The sequence below is a fragment of the Tateyamaria algicola genome, assembly GCF_047715485.1.
GTDB lineage: Bacteria > Pseudomonadota > Alphaproteobacteria > Rhodobacterales > Rhodobacteraceae > Tateyamaria.
Window position 1 is genome coordinate 884,060 of record NZ_CP180422.1, and the last position, 14,758, is coordinate 898,817.

The following is a 14,758-nucleotide window of genomic DNA, read 5'->3' on the forward strand; positions in this document are numbered from 1 at the left end:
GATAGGTCAGCGCCATGTGCATCTTTTGCCAGATCATCGCGGGCGAGGCCGAGGCGAGTTTTGTCCATCAGGACAAGCTCTGCGTCGCCTTCATGAACCTGCGCCCGATCAATCCGGGCGAGTTCATGGTGATTCCGCGCGCCCATATCGACCATTTCACCGACCTGTCCGATGACCTTGCCGCCCACATCATGCTGGTGGCGCAACGGTTGGGGCGGCACATGCAGGCCACCTTGTCACCCCGGCGGGTCGGTTATGTGGTTCACGGCTTTGGCGTACCCCACGCACATCTGAACGTCGTGCCGCTGATGCATTCCAACGACATCATCTCCGGCAAGCATGTCCAGGTCCACGACACAGGGTTCGAGGTGACGCTTGCTGGCCTGGCTGCGCCTAACCGGGCAGAGCTGGACGCAATGGCCGCGCGCCTGCGCCTGCCTTAGCCCGGAAATATCTGGGCCATCTGGCTGTCGAAGTGGGCCCAGGTCATTGTGGCCTTGTTGCCTGCATAGCCGTGATAGTGCGACTTGCCCGTGTCATTGGGTAGCCCAGCCCATATCTTGGCCAGGTTGTTCATGAACGTATGGCGCGGCATCTCGCCCGCGACAAAGCGATAAAGCCCAGCCTCGGCCAAAAGCACATCCGCCAGCCGATCCTGCAAGCGGGGCGTGAACCGCGCCGTCGGGGGCACGTCGAGCCGTGCGACCAGCCTGCGCAGCGTGGGCGGGATAAACTGGTAACGCCCGATGGCGTGGGGCTGTCCCGGAGTGTCGTCGATCCAGTCGTAGATCTCTTGCAAGGTAAGCGATGTAGGCGGACCATCCGGGAGGATATCGGCCCCGTATTGCACCGCATCATAGCCTTTGCTGCCAGCCTCTGCCTGCGCAATGAGGCTGCGCAAGGCAGCCACCGGACCAACACGCGGCCCCGCGATTGCGGAACGCGGGCTGGGCTGGGCAAACAGGCTCTTGCCGGACGTGCCGGAAAACAGGCTGGGTGAACTGCGAGCGACCAGCGGGGTTTGCGTGCCAGCCCCGCCCAACAGGCTGGCGCGCTTGAGCATCGGCAACGCCTCTGCCCAAAGGGGTGCCACCGCCCCGCCCCACATCATGACGCAGGCCAACAGGCCCCACATCCAGCGCATCGCAACCTCATTCTGAAATCATCGCGTGGCGGCAGGGATGCCCCATATGCGTTGACAGAAGGTTGCGACGACACGCCCTTCACAAGACGCTTTCGCTAAAATGCGATCTATTCCGACGCGGGCAAGGCCGCCCTTCGCGCCTTCAAAAAGGCAACCAGCGGCGGTTCGGCGGCCAGTGACATGGCCTTGTCATAGGCCGTGTGCGCATCCGCCGCCGCGCCCAGTTCCGACAACATCTCGGCCCGCGCCGCCCACAGGGCCTGCATCTGCACTCCGACATCCGGCTCAACCCGTTCGAGCGCGTCCAGTCCGGCCTGCGCCCCATGTACACGGGCGGTCACGACGGCCTGCGCCACCAACGCCCCGGCCGATGGGGCCGAACCGATCAGCGCATGATAGAGGCGGTTCAACGCATCCCAATCGGTCGCGCCCCTGTCCTTGCGCGCCATGTGCACTTGCTGGATCGCCGCCTCGATCTGGAACCGTCCCGGAGCGCCCATCGCATAGGCGCGGGCCAGTTGCCGGTCACCATAGGCGCGTAGATCGTCATCCCACAGCGTCACATCCTGCAGATAGGTCGGCACCAGGACATCATCGACGACCCGCGCAGCGCTGCGGGCATGACCAAAGGCAATCAGGGCGGCCAGCCCACGCGCCTCGGGCTCTTGCGGCAACAGGCGCACCAAGAGGTCGGCAAGGTACATTGCCTCATCCCCCACCCCATCCGATGGGGCGACCCAGTCTACCGTATGCGCGCCATAGATGGCCTCCATCATCGCAACTGACCGGTCTGCCAGTGCCTCGGGCCCCGGCAGGGCAAAGGGGATGCGCGCATCGCGTACCTTGGCCTTGGCGCGGCCCAGCCGCTTGATCAGGGCCGCGGGCGAGACCATGAACAGGCGTGCAATTTCGCGGGCCTCGATCCCCAAAACCGTCTGCAACATCAATGGCGTGTGCAGATCGCGCGCGATTGCCGGGTGGGCGCAAACCATCAACAATTCCAGTCGCTGGTCAGGCAATGCCGCCACGTCTTCCTTTGGGGCCGCCATGTCTGGCACCTCCTCATCCGTGTGAAAGCGCGCCACATGGCGCTGGCGGTCGGTCATGCGGTTGCGCGCGACCGTCAACAACCACGCATCCGGGTTGTCCGGCACACCGCGCGCGGGCCAGTCCGTAAGCGCCTTGGTAAAGGCGTCGGCCAGCGCGTCCTCGGCAAGGCCGATGTCGCCGGTCCGGGCCGCGAGAAAGGCCAGCAACCGGCCATAACTGTCCCGCGCGACCCTTTCGGCTGCGCGGGACGCCGCGCTCATTCCCCGCCCATGGCCGTGGGGCGGATTTCGACCTTGCCCGTCTTGGCCGCAGGACATTTTTCAGCCCAGGCCATGGCGGCATCCAGATCAGGCACATCAATCACGAAGTAGCCGCCAAGCGTCTCTTTCGTCTCGGCAAAGGGACCGTCCTGCACCTGCCGCGTGCCGCCCTTGAGGGTCAGCGTCGTGGCCGTCATCACAGGCTGCAACCAGTCGGTGTCGACAAATACCCCCGCCTCGTGCAGCGCGCCGATATAGGCGCCGTAAACCTCTTTCTCCGCCGCCCAGTCGTCCTCGGTCATATGGGCCAGATCCGCCGGATCGGTATAAAGCAAAAACGTATAACGCATTTCGAAATTCCTTTCTTCAAATCGCTGCGGCGAGGTTACCCAGGCCCTGTTCAAAAGTCTTGCCGATCATGCCGTCCATGAACAGCCCCATCACACGGCCCACGGGGTTGAATCCCATGTCCATATCCATGCTCCAGGTCACAACGACCCGGCCATCGCCTGGGATCACAGCAATGGTCTGCACCGGTTTGCCCATGGGGCCCATATCGATGTCATAGCGCACCGCCTGCGCGCTCACCTCGGCCACCACCTGCGTGCCCTTGCCGTCCTTGCCGTCAAAGGCAAAGCCCGAACCCACCCCGGCTTCGGGGCCAAAGGGGTCAATCTTGAGCGCTGGATCGGCACTCAGATAGGGGTTGAAGCGTTGGTAGCCGGTGTTGGATGCGGCCAGCGCAATCACCTGCTCCGCATCGCCGGGCAGCGTCGCCTGACGCTCTACATGCACGTGACGGGGCAACAGCAGGCTGCCTGCGGCCGCAAGGGCCAGGACGCCCGCGCCGCCGCCCAATATGGTCCAGATTGTCATGATCTTCTCTCCTCATAGTGACGAAAGCATCATCGCTTTCACCTCCATGACGAACGAGGACCGGGCCAATGGACATTTGAGTGAGATTTTTTTCGAAAAAAGTTCGCGGCAGTGAAAATCAAAGATGTTTGTCGAACATCTCCCACACTGGCAACAGCCCTTTGGCCTGATCCACGCTGGCTTTCAGAAGCCCCCGCTCACGCCAGTCGCCGGGCATCGGAGCACTCACCGCCAGTGCCTTGCGTTTCAGCAAATCGGCATGGGGATGGTCCGCATCGTAAGGCTTGGGTACCCGTTTTAACGGCTCAGGGCCCCAATCACTCAGATCTGCGCCAATGTCGCTTGCCGCCCCGTCCAGCGCCCCTTGCAGCCCATCGCCCCACTTGTCCACAAAGGCGCGATAACGCGTCAGGTTCTCGCCCTGCAGGCCCATGACCCCCATGCCCATGATGAAGTAATCCGGCGCCAGCCCCCAGAACCACGAGGGTGCGAGCGCATCCTTGTCCGCTGGCGACCACATCACGTGCAGATGGGTGTTCAGCGGCGTCTTGTCCTTGGAAAACCGCACATCGCGGTAGATGCGGAACACTTTGGGTGTGTGCGGTTTGCCGGTCAGGCGGGCCAAATCCTCGGCCATCAAATCGGCGAAGAAACCCGCAGGGGCGGCAATCGCTTGCTTGTAGTGAGCCTTGTGCGGTTCAAACCACTCTTTGGAATTGTTGGCCGCCAGTTTGATGAAAAAGGTCAGCGCCTCATCCACCATCTGCTCAAATCCATCCGCCATAACGCCACCCTTTCCGCCATACAGGAAGCAATCATATCATGGCCCCGGACCACGGCCAGAGGGCATTTGCCTGTCGGCAACAACCCCCAGCGTACGGGGGGCCATTAATCGTTGCGCGCACGCGCCCCTCATGGCACGACTTTGCCCATGATCACATCTCCAGACGGCACCCCGCTTTCGCCCCTGACCTTCGGCACCATGCAGTTCGGCGGTAACGCCGATGCGCAGGCCAGCCGCGCCATGTTCGACGCTGCACGCGGCGCCGGGATCACCCATTTCGACACGGCTTTCGTCTATACCGGCGGGGCCTCGGAAACCCTCCTGGGGCAAATGGTGCAGGCCGAGCGTGACAGCCTGATCATCGCGACCAAAGCCGCCTATGAGGGCGGATCGGGTCGCGACAACATCCTCACCGGCTTCGCCACCTCTCAACAGCGCCTGCAACTCGACATGGTCGACATCCTCTACCTGCACCGCTTTGACGACGACACGTCCTTGCAGGAAACCTTTGACGCGCTGGCCACCCTCAAACACGAGGGGCGGATCAAGCATATCGGCGTGTCCAACTTTGCCGCTTGGCAGGTCATGAAGGCGCAGGCCGTCGCTGCCAGTTTCGAGGTGCAGATCGACATCGTTCAGCCCATGCACAGCCTCGTCAAACGCCAATCCGAGGTCGAGATTTTCCCGATGTGTGTCGATCAGGGGATTGAAATCGCACCCTATTCCCCGCTCGGCGGCGGTCTGTTGACCGGTAAGTATGTGGATGGCGGCACAGGCCGGCTGGTCGATGACGAACGCTATGCAGCGCGCTACAATGTCAACTGGATGCACGCGGCGGCGGCAAAATTGTCTGCCTTGGCGGCTGATCTGAGCACCAATCCTGCAACACTTGCAGTGGCTTGGGCGATGGCGCACCCGGCCCGCCCCCGGCCCATCATCTCCGCCCGCTCGGCCGAACAACTCGCCCCCTCATTGGCTGCGCTGGACTTCAACATGACGGCGGACCTCTACGATCAGATCACTGCGTTCAGTGTAACACCGCCCCCTGCCACGGACCGGATCGAAGAGGCATGAGCGACATCATCGTGATCGGCGGGGGCATCGCAGGTGTCTCTGCCGCTGCACGGCTGTCCGCCCACGCCGACGTGACCCTGATCGAGGCCGAAGACAGCCTGGGCTATCATGCGTCGGGCCGTTCGGCTGCGCTGTTCGAGGAAAACTACGGCTGCGCGTCCGTCGTCGCCCTGAACCGCGCAAGCGCTGCGTTTCACCGCCCTTACCTGAGCCCGCGTGGTTTCCTGCTGGTGGGGCGTGCGGGCGAGGATGACGCGTTTGAGGCCGACCTTGCGGCCCTGAAAACCAGCGAGATTTCGGTGGAGGAGGCGCGCACCCACGTGCCGATCCTGAATGGTCGGATCACCCGCGCCGCCTATCATGACGGGGCGCGCGACATCGATACGGACCGCATGATCCAGGATTTCGCAAAGACCTTGCGCGCAAACGATGGCACGATCATCACTGGCGCAAAGGTCACGCAGATCACACCGGGACAGACCTGGACCGTGCATTGCGGCAATGATGTGCTAACCGCCACGACACTGATCAACGCCGCCGGGGCCTGGGCCGATCAAGTAGCTGAAATGGCGGGGATAAAACCTGTCGGGATCACCGCCTGCCGCCGCTCCATGGCCCGCATCCCCGCCCCCGGCGGCCACGATGTCAGCACCTGGCCGATCTTCTTCGGGGTCGGCGAAACGTGGTATGCCAAGCCGGATGCGGGCAAATTGCTGGTCTCTCCTGCGGACGAAGACCCGGTGCCGCCCCAGGACGCATGGGCCGACGACATGGTGCTGGCAGAAGGGATCGACCGCTACAGCCAGCACGTCACCGAACCGGTCACACGGGTCGAAGCCACCTGGGCGGGCCTGCGCAGCTTTTCCCCCGACCGCACGCTTGTCCTTGGGGCTGACCCGGCGAACGCCCAATTCATCTGGTGTGCGGGGCAAGGCGGCTATGGCTTTTCCACCGCGCCCGCCGCCAGTCAGCTCGTCGCCGATCTGACCCTCGGCCACGCTCCGGAAATCGACGCGTGCACCATCAAATCCCTGTCGCCAGCCCGCTTTTAAGGCGCTAGGCTGAGACCATGTTCAAACGTATTTTAGCCGCCTTTCTCCTCCTCGCTGCCTGTGGATCTGCCCCTGCCCCGTTCACCGGGCCCATGATCATCGGCGATACGGACCCGGTTCGATTTTCCGGCCGCCAGCCAAGCACATATCCGGTGCGCGGCATGGATGCGGCCCGTTTCCAGACCTCGGTCGATTGGGACCGCGCCAAAGCCGTCGGCATCGAATTCGCCTTCCTCAAGGCGACCGAGGGGGGCGATCTGCTCGACATCAAGTTCAAGGATCACTGGCGTGGCGCAGGCCGGGCAGGCATCAAACGCGGCGCCTACCATTTCTACTATTTCTGCACGACACCGGAGGTGCAGGCGCAGTTCTTCATCAACACTGTTCCACGTACCTCAGGCACCCTGCCCCCGGTCCTCGACATGGAATGGAACCCGTTCTCGCCCACCTGCCAGCGCCGCCCCGACGGTGCAACGGTGCGCGATGAAATGCGCCGCTGGATGGCGCTGGTCGAGGCGCATTTTGGCCAGCGCCCGATCATCTACACCACCCCGCGGTTTTACCGCGAAAACGGGCTAAGCGCTTTCAAAGGAGTGGATTTCTGGCTGCGCACCACGGCCAAGACCCCGGCAGAGGCTTTCCCCGGTCAACCCTGGCGCTTTTGGCAATACACCGCCACAGGCACGCTGCCCAACACGCCGGGCGCGGTGGACATCAACGCTTTCAACGGCTCGCGCGAGGCGTGGGACAGCTGGGTGGAACGGCGCCGCATCCGGTAGGGCGGGGTTTTACCCCGCCGCCGCCTTACCCATCTTTGCGAATGGTTTCGTTCCTCGGATCATAGGGGCTGTCCACGACAACCTCGCAGTCCCACAACTGGTCAAACATCTTGACCTTAAGCTTGGTCCCCGGCTCCGCAAGATCTGGCGTCACATACCCCATCCCAATGGACTTACCAAAGGCCACGGAATAGCCGCCCGAGGTCAGGCGCCCCACCCGCGTCTCGCCATCGTATAGCACCTCGCGCCCCCACGGATCTGCATCGTCCGGCCCGTCGATCAGCAGTGTCACGCATTTTGACCGCACGCCAATTGCCTCCATCGCCGCCTTGCCGTGGAAGTCCTTGGACAAGTCGACAAAGCGCGGCAAATCCGCTTCCAGCGGCGTCGCATCCCGGCCCAGTTCGGTGCCAAACGCGCGATAAGACTTCTCCTGCCGCAACCAGTTCTGCGCCCGTGCGCCAACCAGCTTCATCCCGTGCGGCTCGCCTGCCTTGACCAGCTGATCCCACAGGTAATTCTGCATCTCGATGGGGTGGTGCAGCTCCCAACCCAGTTCGCCCGTATAGGCCACGCGGATGGCTTTCACCGGGCACATCCCCAACTCGATATCGCGCGCACTCAACCAGGGGAAGCGCTTGTTCGACAGCGCCGTTTCCGGGTCCGCATCCTTGATCAACGTCTTCAGAACGTCGCGCGATTTCGGCCCGGCAATGGCAAAGACACCCCATTGGGTTGTCACCTCCTGTTCGTTGATACGGCCAAATTCCGGCTCCATATCCTCGATCGCCTTGTAGAGGTAATCCTGATCATAGGCCGTCCAAGCCCCTGCAGAGACAAGGTAATAGTCGTTTTCGCCATTGCGCACGATGGTGTATTCGGTGCGCGTCGTACCTGCTGCCGTCAGCGCATAGGTCAGGTTAATCCGACCCACTTTCGGCAACTTGTTGGTGGTGAACCAATCCAGAAACGCCGTCGCTCCGGGCCCGGTAATCCGATGCTTGGTAAAGGCTGTCGCATCGATCAGACCCACGCCCTCGCGGATCGCCTTGGCCTCATCACGCGCGTACTGCCACCACGCCCCGCGCCGGAACGACCGGCTGTCATGGTCGAAATTCTCAGGCGCATCCAAGGGCCCGTAGTAATTGGGCCGTTCCCACCCGTTCACGAACCCGAATTGCGCCCCCTTGGCCGCCTGCCGGTCATAGGCGGGCGAGGTGCGCAAGGGGCGGCAGGCGGGCCGCTCCTCGTCCGGGTGGTGCAGGATATAGACGTGGTCGTAGCATTCCTCGTTCTTGCGCGCCGCAAACTCGGTTGTCATCCAGGCCCCGTAGCGCTTGGGATCAAGCGAGGCCATGTCGATCTCGGCCTCTCCTTCCACCATCATCTGCGCAAGATAATAGCCCGTGCCGCCGGCGGCGGTGATGCCAAATGAAAAGCCCTCGGCCAGCCACATATTGCGCAAACCCGGCGCAGGCCCCACCAGCGGATTGCCATCGGGCGTGTAACAGATCGGCCCGTTGAAATCGTCCTTCAGGCCGCTTTCTTCACAGGACGGGACACGGTGGATCATCGCCATGTACTGCTCTTCGATCCGCTCAAGGTCCAGCTGAAACAGATCGGCCCGGAAACTGTCCGGCACCCCGTATTCAAAGCGCGCCGGCGCCCGTTTTTCATAGACACCCAAAATCCAGCCACCGCGTTCCTCACGCACATAGGATTGCGCATCGGCATCACGGATCACGGGATGTTCCACATTGCCCTCTTCCCGGAACTTCACCAGTTCCGGGTCCTGTTCCATGACGATGAACTGGTGCTCGACAGGAATGGCGGGCATCTTGATGCCCAGCATCTGGGCCGTGCGCTGCGCATGGTTGCCAGAGGCCGTCACCACATGTTCGGCAGTGATCACGATCTGCTCGTCCGAGGGCACCAGGTTGCCGCCTTTCTCGACCATCTTGGTGGCCGTGACCTCCCACGCGTCGCCATTCCAGTGAAATGCATCCGCCTGCCACTTGCGCTCGATCATCACGCCGCGCTGGCGCGCGCCCTTGGCCATCGCCATGGTGACGTCAGCCGGGTTAATGTAGCCATCAGTCTGGTGGTAAAGCGCGCCTTTCAGATCCTCGGTCCGGATCAGCGGCCACTTCGCCTTGATCTGCTCCGGTGTCATGAATTCGTAAGGCACGCCGCATGTCTCGGCGGTCGAGGCATATAGCATATACTCGTCCATGCGCGCGTCCGTCTGTGCCATGCGCAGGTTGCCGACCACGGCAAAGCCTGCATTCAGGCCAGTCTCTTCTTCAAGCGTCTTGTAGAACTTGATCGAGTAGTCGTGGATGTGGGTGGTGGCATAGGACATGTTGAAATAGGGCAGCAAACCCGCCGCATGCCAGGTCGAGCCTGAGGTCAACTCGTCCCGCTCCAGCAGCATCACATCGTCCCAGCCTGCCCGAGCCAGATGATAAGCAATCGAAGTGCCAACGGCACCGCCCCCGACAACCAAAGCTTTGACTTGCGTTTTCATGTCCCGACTCCCGATGGCATGGTCCCAGACGTTCTAGGAAAAGTGCGCGCCCCCCGCGCCAACAAGCCGACCGGTCACGGTGAAAAAACGACGCACGCCACCTGTCCCTTGTTCTCTGTTCCAAAAAATCCTGGGGGGAGGCGCAGCCGGGGGCAAGCCCCCTAAAAAATAGTGTCGCGCAAGCGGCCTTTGGATCACGGCAAACGGGTGAAGGTCGCCTGCCCGATGGGCGCCAAACCCTCCGGCGTCAGAAAATCGGGATGGGTCAGCAACCGCACGGATTCACGCGGCTGTGTGTCGATGTTTGCCCCTTGGTAATCCACGCCACTGTCCGCCCCCGCATCCCAGGGCCAAAGCGGCACGCGCACCTCGTCTCGCCATGTTTCACCCTCCTGCAACGCCACACCGCTAACCCCGGAAAACCAATCCGGGCTTGGGGCCAGCATGGTCGCGAACGACACGCGGCTCAGCTTTTCGTCCACGCTCAGATCAAAGGAAAAGGTGCCGACACCGTCCTCGATCCCCGGCAAGACAACTGGCGTGCCAGCACGGCCGCGCCGCCGGGCCTCGGCCAATTCGGCCTCCAGCACCGACACGCGCCCATTCGTCGCCACCAGCGCCAAGCCGCTGGAGGCGGTGGCCCCGTCAGCAAAAAGGTCGTAGCGGGATGAATGGGCAAAAGCGATCAACCGCGACCAATGCGGGTTCAGCGCCGGATCGTCAGCTTGCCACTCAAACGATATGTCCACGCGGTAACGCGCCTCGCTTTGCGCAGAGGCCACAGTCGCTGCCAACACGCCAAACAGCAGACTGATCACTAGCAGACGCATCAGATCAGCCTTTGCCGGGGCTGAAAATCTTGCCCGGATTCATGATGCCCAGCGGGTCCAGCGCACCCTTGATCGCAGCCATGTATTCGGTCGCCGCCCCCAGTTCCTTGATCAGATACGGCATCTTGCCCTGCCCGATCCCATGCTCACCCGTGCAGGTGCCATCCATGCGGATCGCCTCATCCGCGAGATAGGCAGTGAATTCTTCGGCCCGCGCGATCTCGTCCGCGTTATCCATGTCGATCAGCACCAGCGAATGGAAATTCCCATCCCCCACATGACCCACAATCGGGGCCAGCAGGTCCAGCTCTGCCGCCTTGGCCTGCGCGCCCGTCACCGCCTCGGCCAGCCGCGAGATGGGCACGCACACGTCCGTTGAAATCCCCTGCGCACCGGGGCGCAATTGCAGTGTCGCCCAATAGAGATCGTGGCGCGCCTTCCACAGCTTGTTGCGCTCTTCCGCCGTGGCGGTGGTGGCGAAGTCCGTGCCGCCCACATCCTCGGCAATCGCGCCGAACATCTCCGCTTGCTCGCGCACGCCGTTGTCCGAGCCGTGGAATTCCAACAGCAACAGCGGCGTCTCGGGCAGGTCCAGGCCTGCATAGTCGTTGGCCGCACGCACGTTCAGCTCGTCCATCAACTCGATCCGGGCGACAGGAATGCCGTACTGGATCGTCGTCATCACCGCCTGGCAGGCCGCGTCGATGGACGGGAAGGACATGCGCGCCGCCGAAATGGCCTCGGGAATGCCCTGCAGTTTCAACGTGATCTCGGTGATGAGGCCCAGCGTCCCTTCCGATCCGATCAACAGCCGAGTCAGATCGTAGCCGGCACTAGTCTTCTTGGCCCGTTGCGCCGTGCGGATCACGCGCCCATCCGGCATCACCGCCTCAAGCGCGAGCACGTTGTCCTTCATCGTGCCGTAGCGCACTGCGTTTGTGCCAGATGCGCGGGTCGAGGCCATGCCGCCCAACGACGCATTCGCACCGGGATCAATCGGGAAAAACAGGCCGCGGTCGCGCAGGTAGGTGTTCAATTGCTCGCGCGTGACACCCGGTTGTACCACGCAATCGAGGTCTTCAGCATTGACGGCGATGATCTGATCCATCTGGCTCAGATCGACCGAGATCCCACCCGCAGGCGCATTCACATGCCCCTCAAGCGAGGTGCCCGTGCCAAAGGGGATAACAGGCACGCAGTGTGTCGCGCACACTTTGACGATATCGGACACCTCTTGGGTCGAGGTTGGAAAGACAACCGCATCGGGCGCTTGCGCCTTGATCCAGGTGGTCGTGTGCGCATGCTGGTCGCGCATGGCCTGACCGGTGTGGAACCTGTCGCCAAACTGCTGTTTCAGCACGCCAAGCGCGGTGGCAATGCCATCCTCGTTGCGTGGCAGATCAATGGCTTGCGCCATGGCGGTCTCCTCCCTCTGTTGCGCCTGGGCCTAGTCGCCCAGCGCAATCCCTTCGCGGCGCGGGTCGGCCCCGCCTTGCAAGTCATCCCCGATGGCAATTGCGTGCAGGCCGGAATTCAGTCCGCGCACGTTCACCTCATATCCCATCCCCTCGAGTGCGGGCGCCAGGTCGGCGGCGGTTGTGCCCTCTTCAACATCGAATGAGCCGAACCGATTGACGGCATGAGGCAGGCTGACGGCCTGTTGCACGTCCATGCCCCAATCGAGATGGGCAATGATCGCCTTGGCCGTGTAGCCGATGATCCGGCTGCCACCGGGGCTGCCGATGGCCAGCACCGGCGCGCCGTCCTTCATCACGATGGTCGGCGACATGGAGGACCGGGGCCGTTTGCCCGGCGCGAGCGCATTCGCGATCGGCACCCCGTCGCTGTGCGTGCGGAAGCTGAAGTCGGTCAACTCGTTGTTCAGCAGGAACCCGTGTACCATCAGCCGCGAGCCAAAGGCGTTTTCGATGGTCGTCGTCATCGAGGCCACATTGCCATAGCTGTCCACGATCGAGATATGCGAGGTCGAGGGCAGTTCGAGGCTTTGATCATCCGCCCAGTTCAGGCTGTGATCGAATGCGGGCGTGCCCGGCCCGACCTCTTCAAGCGCTGCATCGCCATCCAGCAATTGCGCACGGTCCGCGAGGTAGGCGGGATCGACCAACCCCGCCGTGGGCATGGGGACATAGTCGCTGTCGGCCATGTAACGCCCGCGATCTGCAAAGGCGAGGCGCGAGGCATCGCCGATCAACCGCCAGCTTTCGGGGTTGTCGGCACCGAGCGCGCCCAGATCATAGCTGTCGAGCATGCCCAATATCTGCCCCACGGTCAGCGCACCGGACGAGGGTGGACCCATCCCGCAAACCTCATGCGCGCGGTAGGTGGCACAGACGGCTGGCCGTTCCTTTACATGGTACACCGCCAGGTCCAGTTGCGACAGCACGCCGGGATTGAAGGACAGCGCCTGCACCGTCGCCTGAATGTCCTGCGCAATCTTGCCGGTATAGAACACCTCTGATCCATCAGCCGCGATGGCGCGCAGCGTGTCTGCATAGGCCGGGTTCTTCAGCGTGGTGCCCGCCGCGAGCGGCGTGCCGCCCGGCATGAAGTAATCTGCCGTGATCGGGTAACTCGCCAGACGCTCGGTATCCCTTTCTACCAGCCCGGCCAGACGGGGCGACACGGCAAAGCCGTTATCCGCCAGATCAATGGCCGCATCGAACAGCCCGCCCCAGGGCTGGCGCCCCCAACGCTTGTGCGCCTCGTCGAGCAGTGCCGGTGTACCGGGTGTGCCTACAGATCGCCCGCCCACCACAGCATCGAAAAAGCCCATCGGCTCGCCATCTTCCTTCTGGAACAGCCGGGGCGTGGCATCCAGCGGCGCAGTCTCGCGACCATCCAGCGTTGTCAGCGACTGGCTTGCGGCATCGTACCAGACCAGAAAGGCACCACCGCCCAAGCCGGACGATTGCGGCTCGACCAGACCGAGCACGGTTTGCACGGCCACCAGCGCATCGGCCGCAGTGCCCCCCGCGGCCAGAACATCGACACCGGCCTGCACGGCCAGCGGGTTGGCTGCTGCAACCATGAAGGTTTGGGCGGAAACCGGCGTGCCTGCATCCTTGGACGCCTGGGCCGCCGCGACCCGTTCGGAGGTGGCAAAGGCCGCTCCCTCGGTCGCCCCCTCGGGTTGCACCGCGTCCGCGGTCTGCTGGGCCAGGGCGGCCCCCGCAATCAGAGAAAAGGCAACAGTCAGACAAAAGCGCATTGGTCTCTCCTTGTTGGGCAGTTCGGTTCAGAATGTGCGCGCATCACAGCATGGACGGCACCACTTGGTCGGGCGGGCGGTGCCCGTCATCGAAGGTCTTGATGTTGATAATGACTTTCTCGCCCATCTCGATCCGGCTTTCGCGGGTGGCCGAACCCATATGCGGCAGCAGCACAACATTGGACAATTCACGCAGACGAGGGTTCACCTCGGTTCCCTGCTCGTAGACATCGAGGCCCGCACCGGCGATGTCGCCTGCGCGCAGCATACGGGTCAGGGCATTTTCATCGATCACTTCGCCGCGGGACGTGTTCACGATCACCGCGTCGGGCTTCATCAGTTTGAGCCTGCGGGCGTTCATCAAGTGGAAGGTCGATGGCGTGTGGGGGCAGTTGATGCTCAGCACATCCATGCGCGCCACCATCTGATCCAGGCTTTCCCACCAGGTCGCTTCGAGGTCCTGTTCGATCTCGGGGCGCAAGCGGCGGCGATTGTGGTAGTGTACCTGCATGCCAAAGGCGGCCGCCCGGCGCGCCACGGCCTGCCCGATCCGGCCCATGCCCAGGATGCCCAGGCGTTTTCCCGCCACCCGGCCGCCCAGAAAGGCCGTAGGCGCCCATCCGTCCCAATTGCCTGACTGCATCGCGGCGAGACCTTCGGGGATGCGGCGCGTCACGGCCAGTATCAGCCCCATTGCCATATCGGCAGTGTCATCTGTCAGAACGCCGGGTGTATTGGACACCAGAATGCCCCGCTGGCGCGCTGTCGAGACGTCGATATTGTCAACGCCAGCACCGTAATTGGCGATCAGCTTCAGGCGGTCGCCCGCCTGCCCGATCATGGCCGCATCCACCGTATCCGTGATCGTCGGCACCAGCACATCGGCGGTTTTCATGGCCTCGACAATCTCGGTCCGGTCCATCGCCTCATCGCTGTCACGCAGGCGCACATCGAACAGCTCGCTCAGCCGTGTTTCAACCTCAGGGGGCAACCGTCGCGTAACAACAACACTTAAACGATCCTTTGGCATTTTTGCCCTCCCCGCGCTTGGCCTCTTCGCCATTTAAGGGCATGGTGGCGGATGTGAGCACGAGGCACAAGAACCTCGGCCATATCAAGAGGCGAGAGATGAGCAGAACGACCCCAATATCGG

14 protein-coding genes are annotated in these 14,758 nt (G+C 62.8%); 4 read left to right on the forward strand and 10 right to left on the reverse strand.

Going from position 1 to position 14,758, the window contains the following annotated elements; all coding sequences use genetic code 11:
- The first annotated feature begins 14 nt into the window (after positions 1–14).
- The gene (locus ACMHLQ_RS06725) at positions 15–443 is read left to right on the forward strand and encodes an HIT family protein (RefSeq protein WP_415404018.1); all 429 of its coding nucleotides are present in this window, start codon (positions 15–17) and stop codon (positions 441–443) included.
- Here ACMHLQ_RS06725 and ACMHLQ_RS06730 read toward each other — a convergent pair.
- The 5 genes from ACMHLQ_RS06730 to ACMHLQ_RS06750 all read right to left on the reverse strand — a co-directional run bounded on the left by ACMHLQ_RS06730 (position 440) and on the right by ACMHLQ_RS06750 (position 4,114).
- On the reverse strand, positions 440–1,144 hold the full coding sequence (locus ACMHLQ_RS06730; protein WP_415404019.1) for a hypothetical protein: 705 nt from the start codon (positions 1,142–1,144) through the stop codon (positions 440–442). The genes ACMHLQ_RS06725 and ACMHLQ_RS06730 overlap by 4 nt on opposite strands.
- Positions 1,145–1,251: 107 nt before the next feature.
- The gene (locus tag ACMHLQ_RS06735; protein ID WP_415404020.1) at positions 1,252–2,454 is read right to left on the reverse strand and encodes an RNA polymerase sigma factor; all 1,203 of its coding nucleotides are present in this window, start codon (positions 2,452–2,454) and stop codon (positions 1,252–1,254) included.
- Positions 2,451–2,804, reverse strand: coding sequence for a YciI family protein (locus tag ACMHLQ_RS06740; RefSeq protein WP_415404021.1), 354 nt, complete (start codon positions 2,802–2,804; stop codon positions 2,451–2,453). The genes ACMHLQ_RS06735 and ACMHLQ_RS06740 overlap by 4 nt, the downstream gene beginning before the upstream one ends.
- A gap of 16 nt (positions 2,805–2,820) precedes the next feature.
- A complete protein-coding gene (locus tag ACMHLQ_RS06745) occupies positions 2,821–3,330 on the reverse strand; it encodes an SRPBCC family protein (RefSeq protein ID WP_415404022.1) in 510 nt (169 codons plus the stop codon).
- A gap of 118 nt (positions 3,331–3,448) precedes the next feature.
- On the reverse strand, positions 3,449–4,114 hold the full coding sequence (locus ACMHLQ_RS06750) for a TIGR02453 family protein (protein WP_415404023.1): 666 nt from the start codon (positions 4,112–4,114) through the stop codon (positions 3,449–3,451).
- 147 nt (positions 4,115–4,261) lie between these two features.
- Between ACMHLQ_RS06750 and ACMHLQ_RS06755 the strand changes: the two genes are divergently transcribed.
- Genes ACMHLQ_RS06755 through ACMHLQ_RS06765 form a run of 3 tightly spaced genes read left to right on the forward strand, consistent with a single transcriptional unit; the run spans position 4,262 to position 7,019 of the window.
- Positions 4,262–5,188: an aldo/keto reductase gene (locus tag ACMHLQ_RS06755; RefSeq protein ID WP_415404024.1), complete on the forward strand. Its 927-nt coding sequence runs from the start codon at positions 4,262–4,264 to the stop codon at positions 5,186–5,188.
- Positions 5,185–6,240: an NAD(P)/FAD-dependent oxidoreductase gene (locus ACMHLQ_RS06760; protein WP_415404025.1), complete on the forward strand. Its 1,056-nt coding sequence runs from the start codon at positions 5,185–5,187 to the stop codon at positions 6,238–6,240. Before ACMHLQ_RS06755 ends, ACMHLQ_RS06760 begins: the two co-directional genes overlap by 4 nt.
- Positions 6,241–6,257: 17 nt before the next feature.
- Entirely contained in the window at positions 6,258–7,019 is a 762-nt protein-coding gene (locus tag ACMHLQ_RS06765; protein ID WP_415404026.1) for a glycoside hydrolase family 25 protein, read from the forward strand.
- Between the two features lie 25 nt (positions 7,020–7,044).
- Here ACMHLQ_RS06765 and ACMHLQ_RS06770 read toward each other — a convergent pair whose 3' ends face one another.
- From ACMHLQ_RS06770 to ACMHLQ_RS06790, 5 genes are all read right to left on the reverse strand, one after another.
- The gene (locus ACMHLQ_RS06770; protein ID WP_415404027.1) at positions 7,045–9,546 is read right to left on the reverse strand and encodes a GcvT family protein; all 2,502 of its coding nucleotides are present in this window, start codon (positions 9,544–9,546) and stop codon (positions 7,045–7,047) included.
- A 194-nt stretch (positions 9,547–9,740) separates the two neighbouring features.
- Positions 9,741–10,376, reverse strand: a complete 636-nt coding sequence (locus ACMHLQ_RS06775; protein WP_415404028.1) for a spondin domain-containing protein — start codon at positions 10,374–10,376, stop codon at positions 9,741–9,743.
- 4 nt (positions 10,377–10,380) lie between these two features.
- The gene (locus ACMHLQ_RS06780; RefSeq protein ID WP_415404029.1) at positions 10,381–11,793 is read right to left on the reverse strand and encodes an FAD-binding oxidoreductase; all 1,413 of its coding nucleotides are present in this window, start codon (positions 11,791–11,793) and stop codon (positions 10,381–10,383) included.
- A gap of 30 nt (positions 11,794–11,823) precedes the next feature.
- Positions 11,824–13,605 (reverse strand): gamma-glutamyltransferase, encoded by a 1,782-nt coding sequence (gene ggt / locus ACMHLQ_RS06785; protein WP_415404030.1) that lies wholly within the window; start codon positions 13,603–13,605, stop codon positions 11,824–11,826.
- A gap of 43 nt (positions 13,606–13,648) precedes the next feature.
- Positions 13,649–14,635 carry a 2-hydroxyacid dehydrogenase gene (locus tag ACMHLQ_RS06790; RefSeq protein WP_415404031.1) on the reverse strand — a complete coding sequence of 329 codons (987 nt, stop codon included), beginning with the start codon at positions 14,633–14,635 and terminating at the stop codon, positions 13,649–13,651.
- Positions 14,636–14,758: the final 123 nt, after the last annotated feature.

What these genes read in the sequence shown, in the direction of transcription:
- ACMHLQ_RS06725 (WP_415404018.1), top strand. Translation starts at nt 15, where the DNA reads ATGTGCATCTTTTGCCAGATCATCGCGGGCGAGGCCGAGGCGAGTTTT.
- ACMHLQ_RS06730 (WP_415404019.1), bottom strand. Translation starts at nt 1,144, where the DNA reads ATGCGCTGGATGTGGGGCCTGTTGGCCTGCGTCATGATGTGGGGCGGG.
- ACMHLQ_RS06735 (WP_415404020.1), bottom strand. Translation starts at nt 2,454, where the DNA reads ATGAGCGCGGCGTCCCGCGCAGCCGAAAGGGTCGCGCGGGACAGTTAT.
- ACMHLQ_RS06740 (WP_415404021.1), bottom strand. Translation starts at nt 2,804, where the DNA reads ATGCGTTATACGTTTTTGCTTTATACCGATCCGGCGGATCTGGCCCAT.
- ACMHLQ_RS06745 (WP_415404022.1), bottom strand. Translation starts at nt 3,330, where the DNA reads ATGACAATCTGGACCATATTGGGCGGCGGCGCGGGCGTCCTGGCCCTT.
- ACMHLQ_RS06750 (WP_415404023.1), bottom strand. Translation starts at nt 4,114, where the DNA reads ATGGCGGATGGATTTGAGCAGATGGTGGATGAGGCGCTGACCTTTTTC.
- ACMHLQ_RS06755 (WP_415404024.1), top strand. Translation starts at nt 4,262, where the DNA reads ATGATCACATCTCCAGACGGCACCCCGCTTTCGCCCCTGACCTTCGGC.
- ACMHLQ_RS06760 (WP_415404025.1), top strand. Translation starts at nt 5,185, where the DNA reads ATGAGCGACATCATCGTGATCGGCGGGGGCATCGCAGGTGTCTCTGCC.
- ACMHLQ_RS06765 (WP_415404026.1), top strand. Translation starts at nt 6,258, where the DNA reads ATGTTCAAACGTATTTTAGCCGCCTTTCTCCTCCTCGCTGCCTGTGGA.
- ACMHLQ_RS06770 (WP_415404027.1), bottom strand. Translation starts at nt 9,546, where the DNA reads ATGAAAACGCAAGTCAAAGCTTTGGTTGTCGGGGGCGGTGCCGTTGGC.
- ACMHLQ_RS06775 (WP_415404028.1), bottom strand. Translation starts at nt 10,376, where the DNA reads ATGCGTCTGCTAGTGATCAGTCTGCTGTTTGGCGTGTTGGCAGCGACT.
- ACMHLQ_RS06780 (WP_415404029.1), bottom strand. Translation starts at nt 11,793, where the DNA reads ATGGCGCAAGCCATTGATCTGCCACGCAACGAGGATGGCATTGCCACC.
- ggt (WP_415404030.1), bottom strand. Translation starts at nt 13,605, where the DNA reads ATGCGCTTTTGTCTGACTGTTGCCTTTTCTCTGATTGCGGGGGCCGCC.
- ACMHLQ_RS06790 (WP_415404031.1), bottom strand. Translation starts at nt 14,635, where the DNA reads ATGCCAAAGGATCGTTTAAGTGTTGTTGTTACGCGACGGTTGCCCCCT.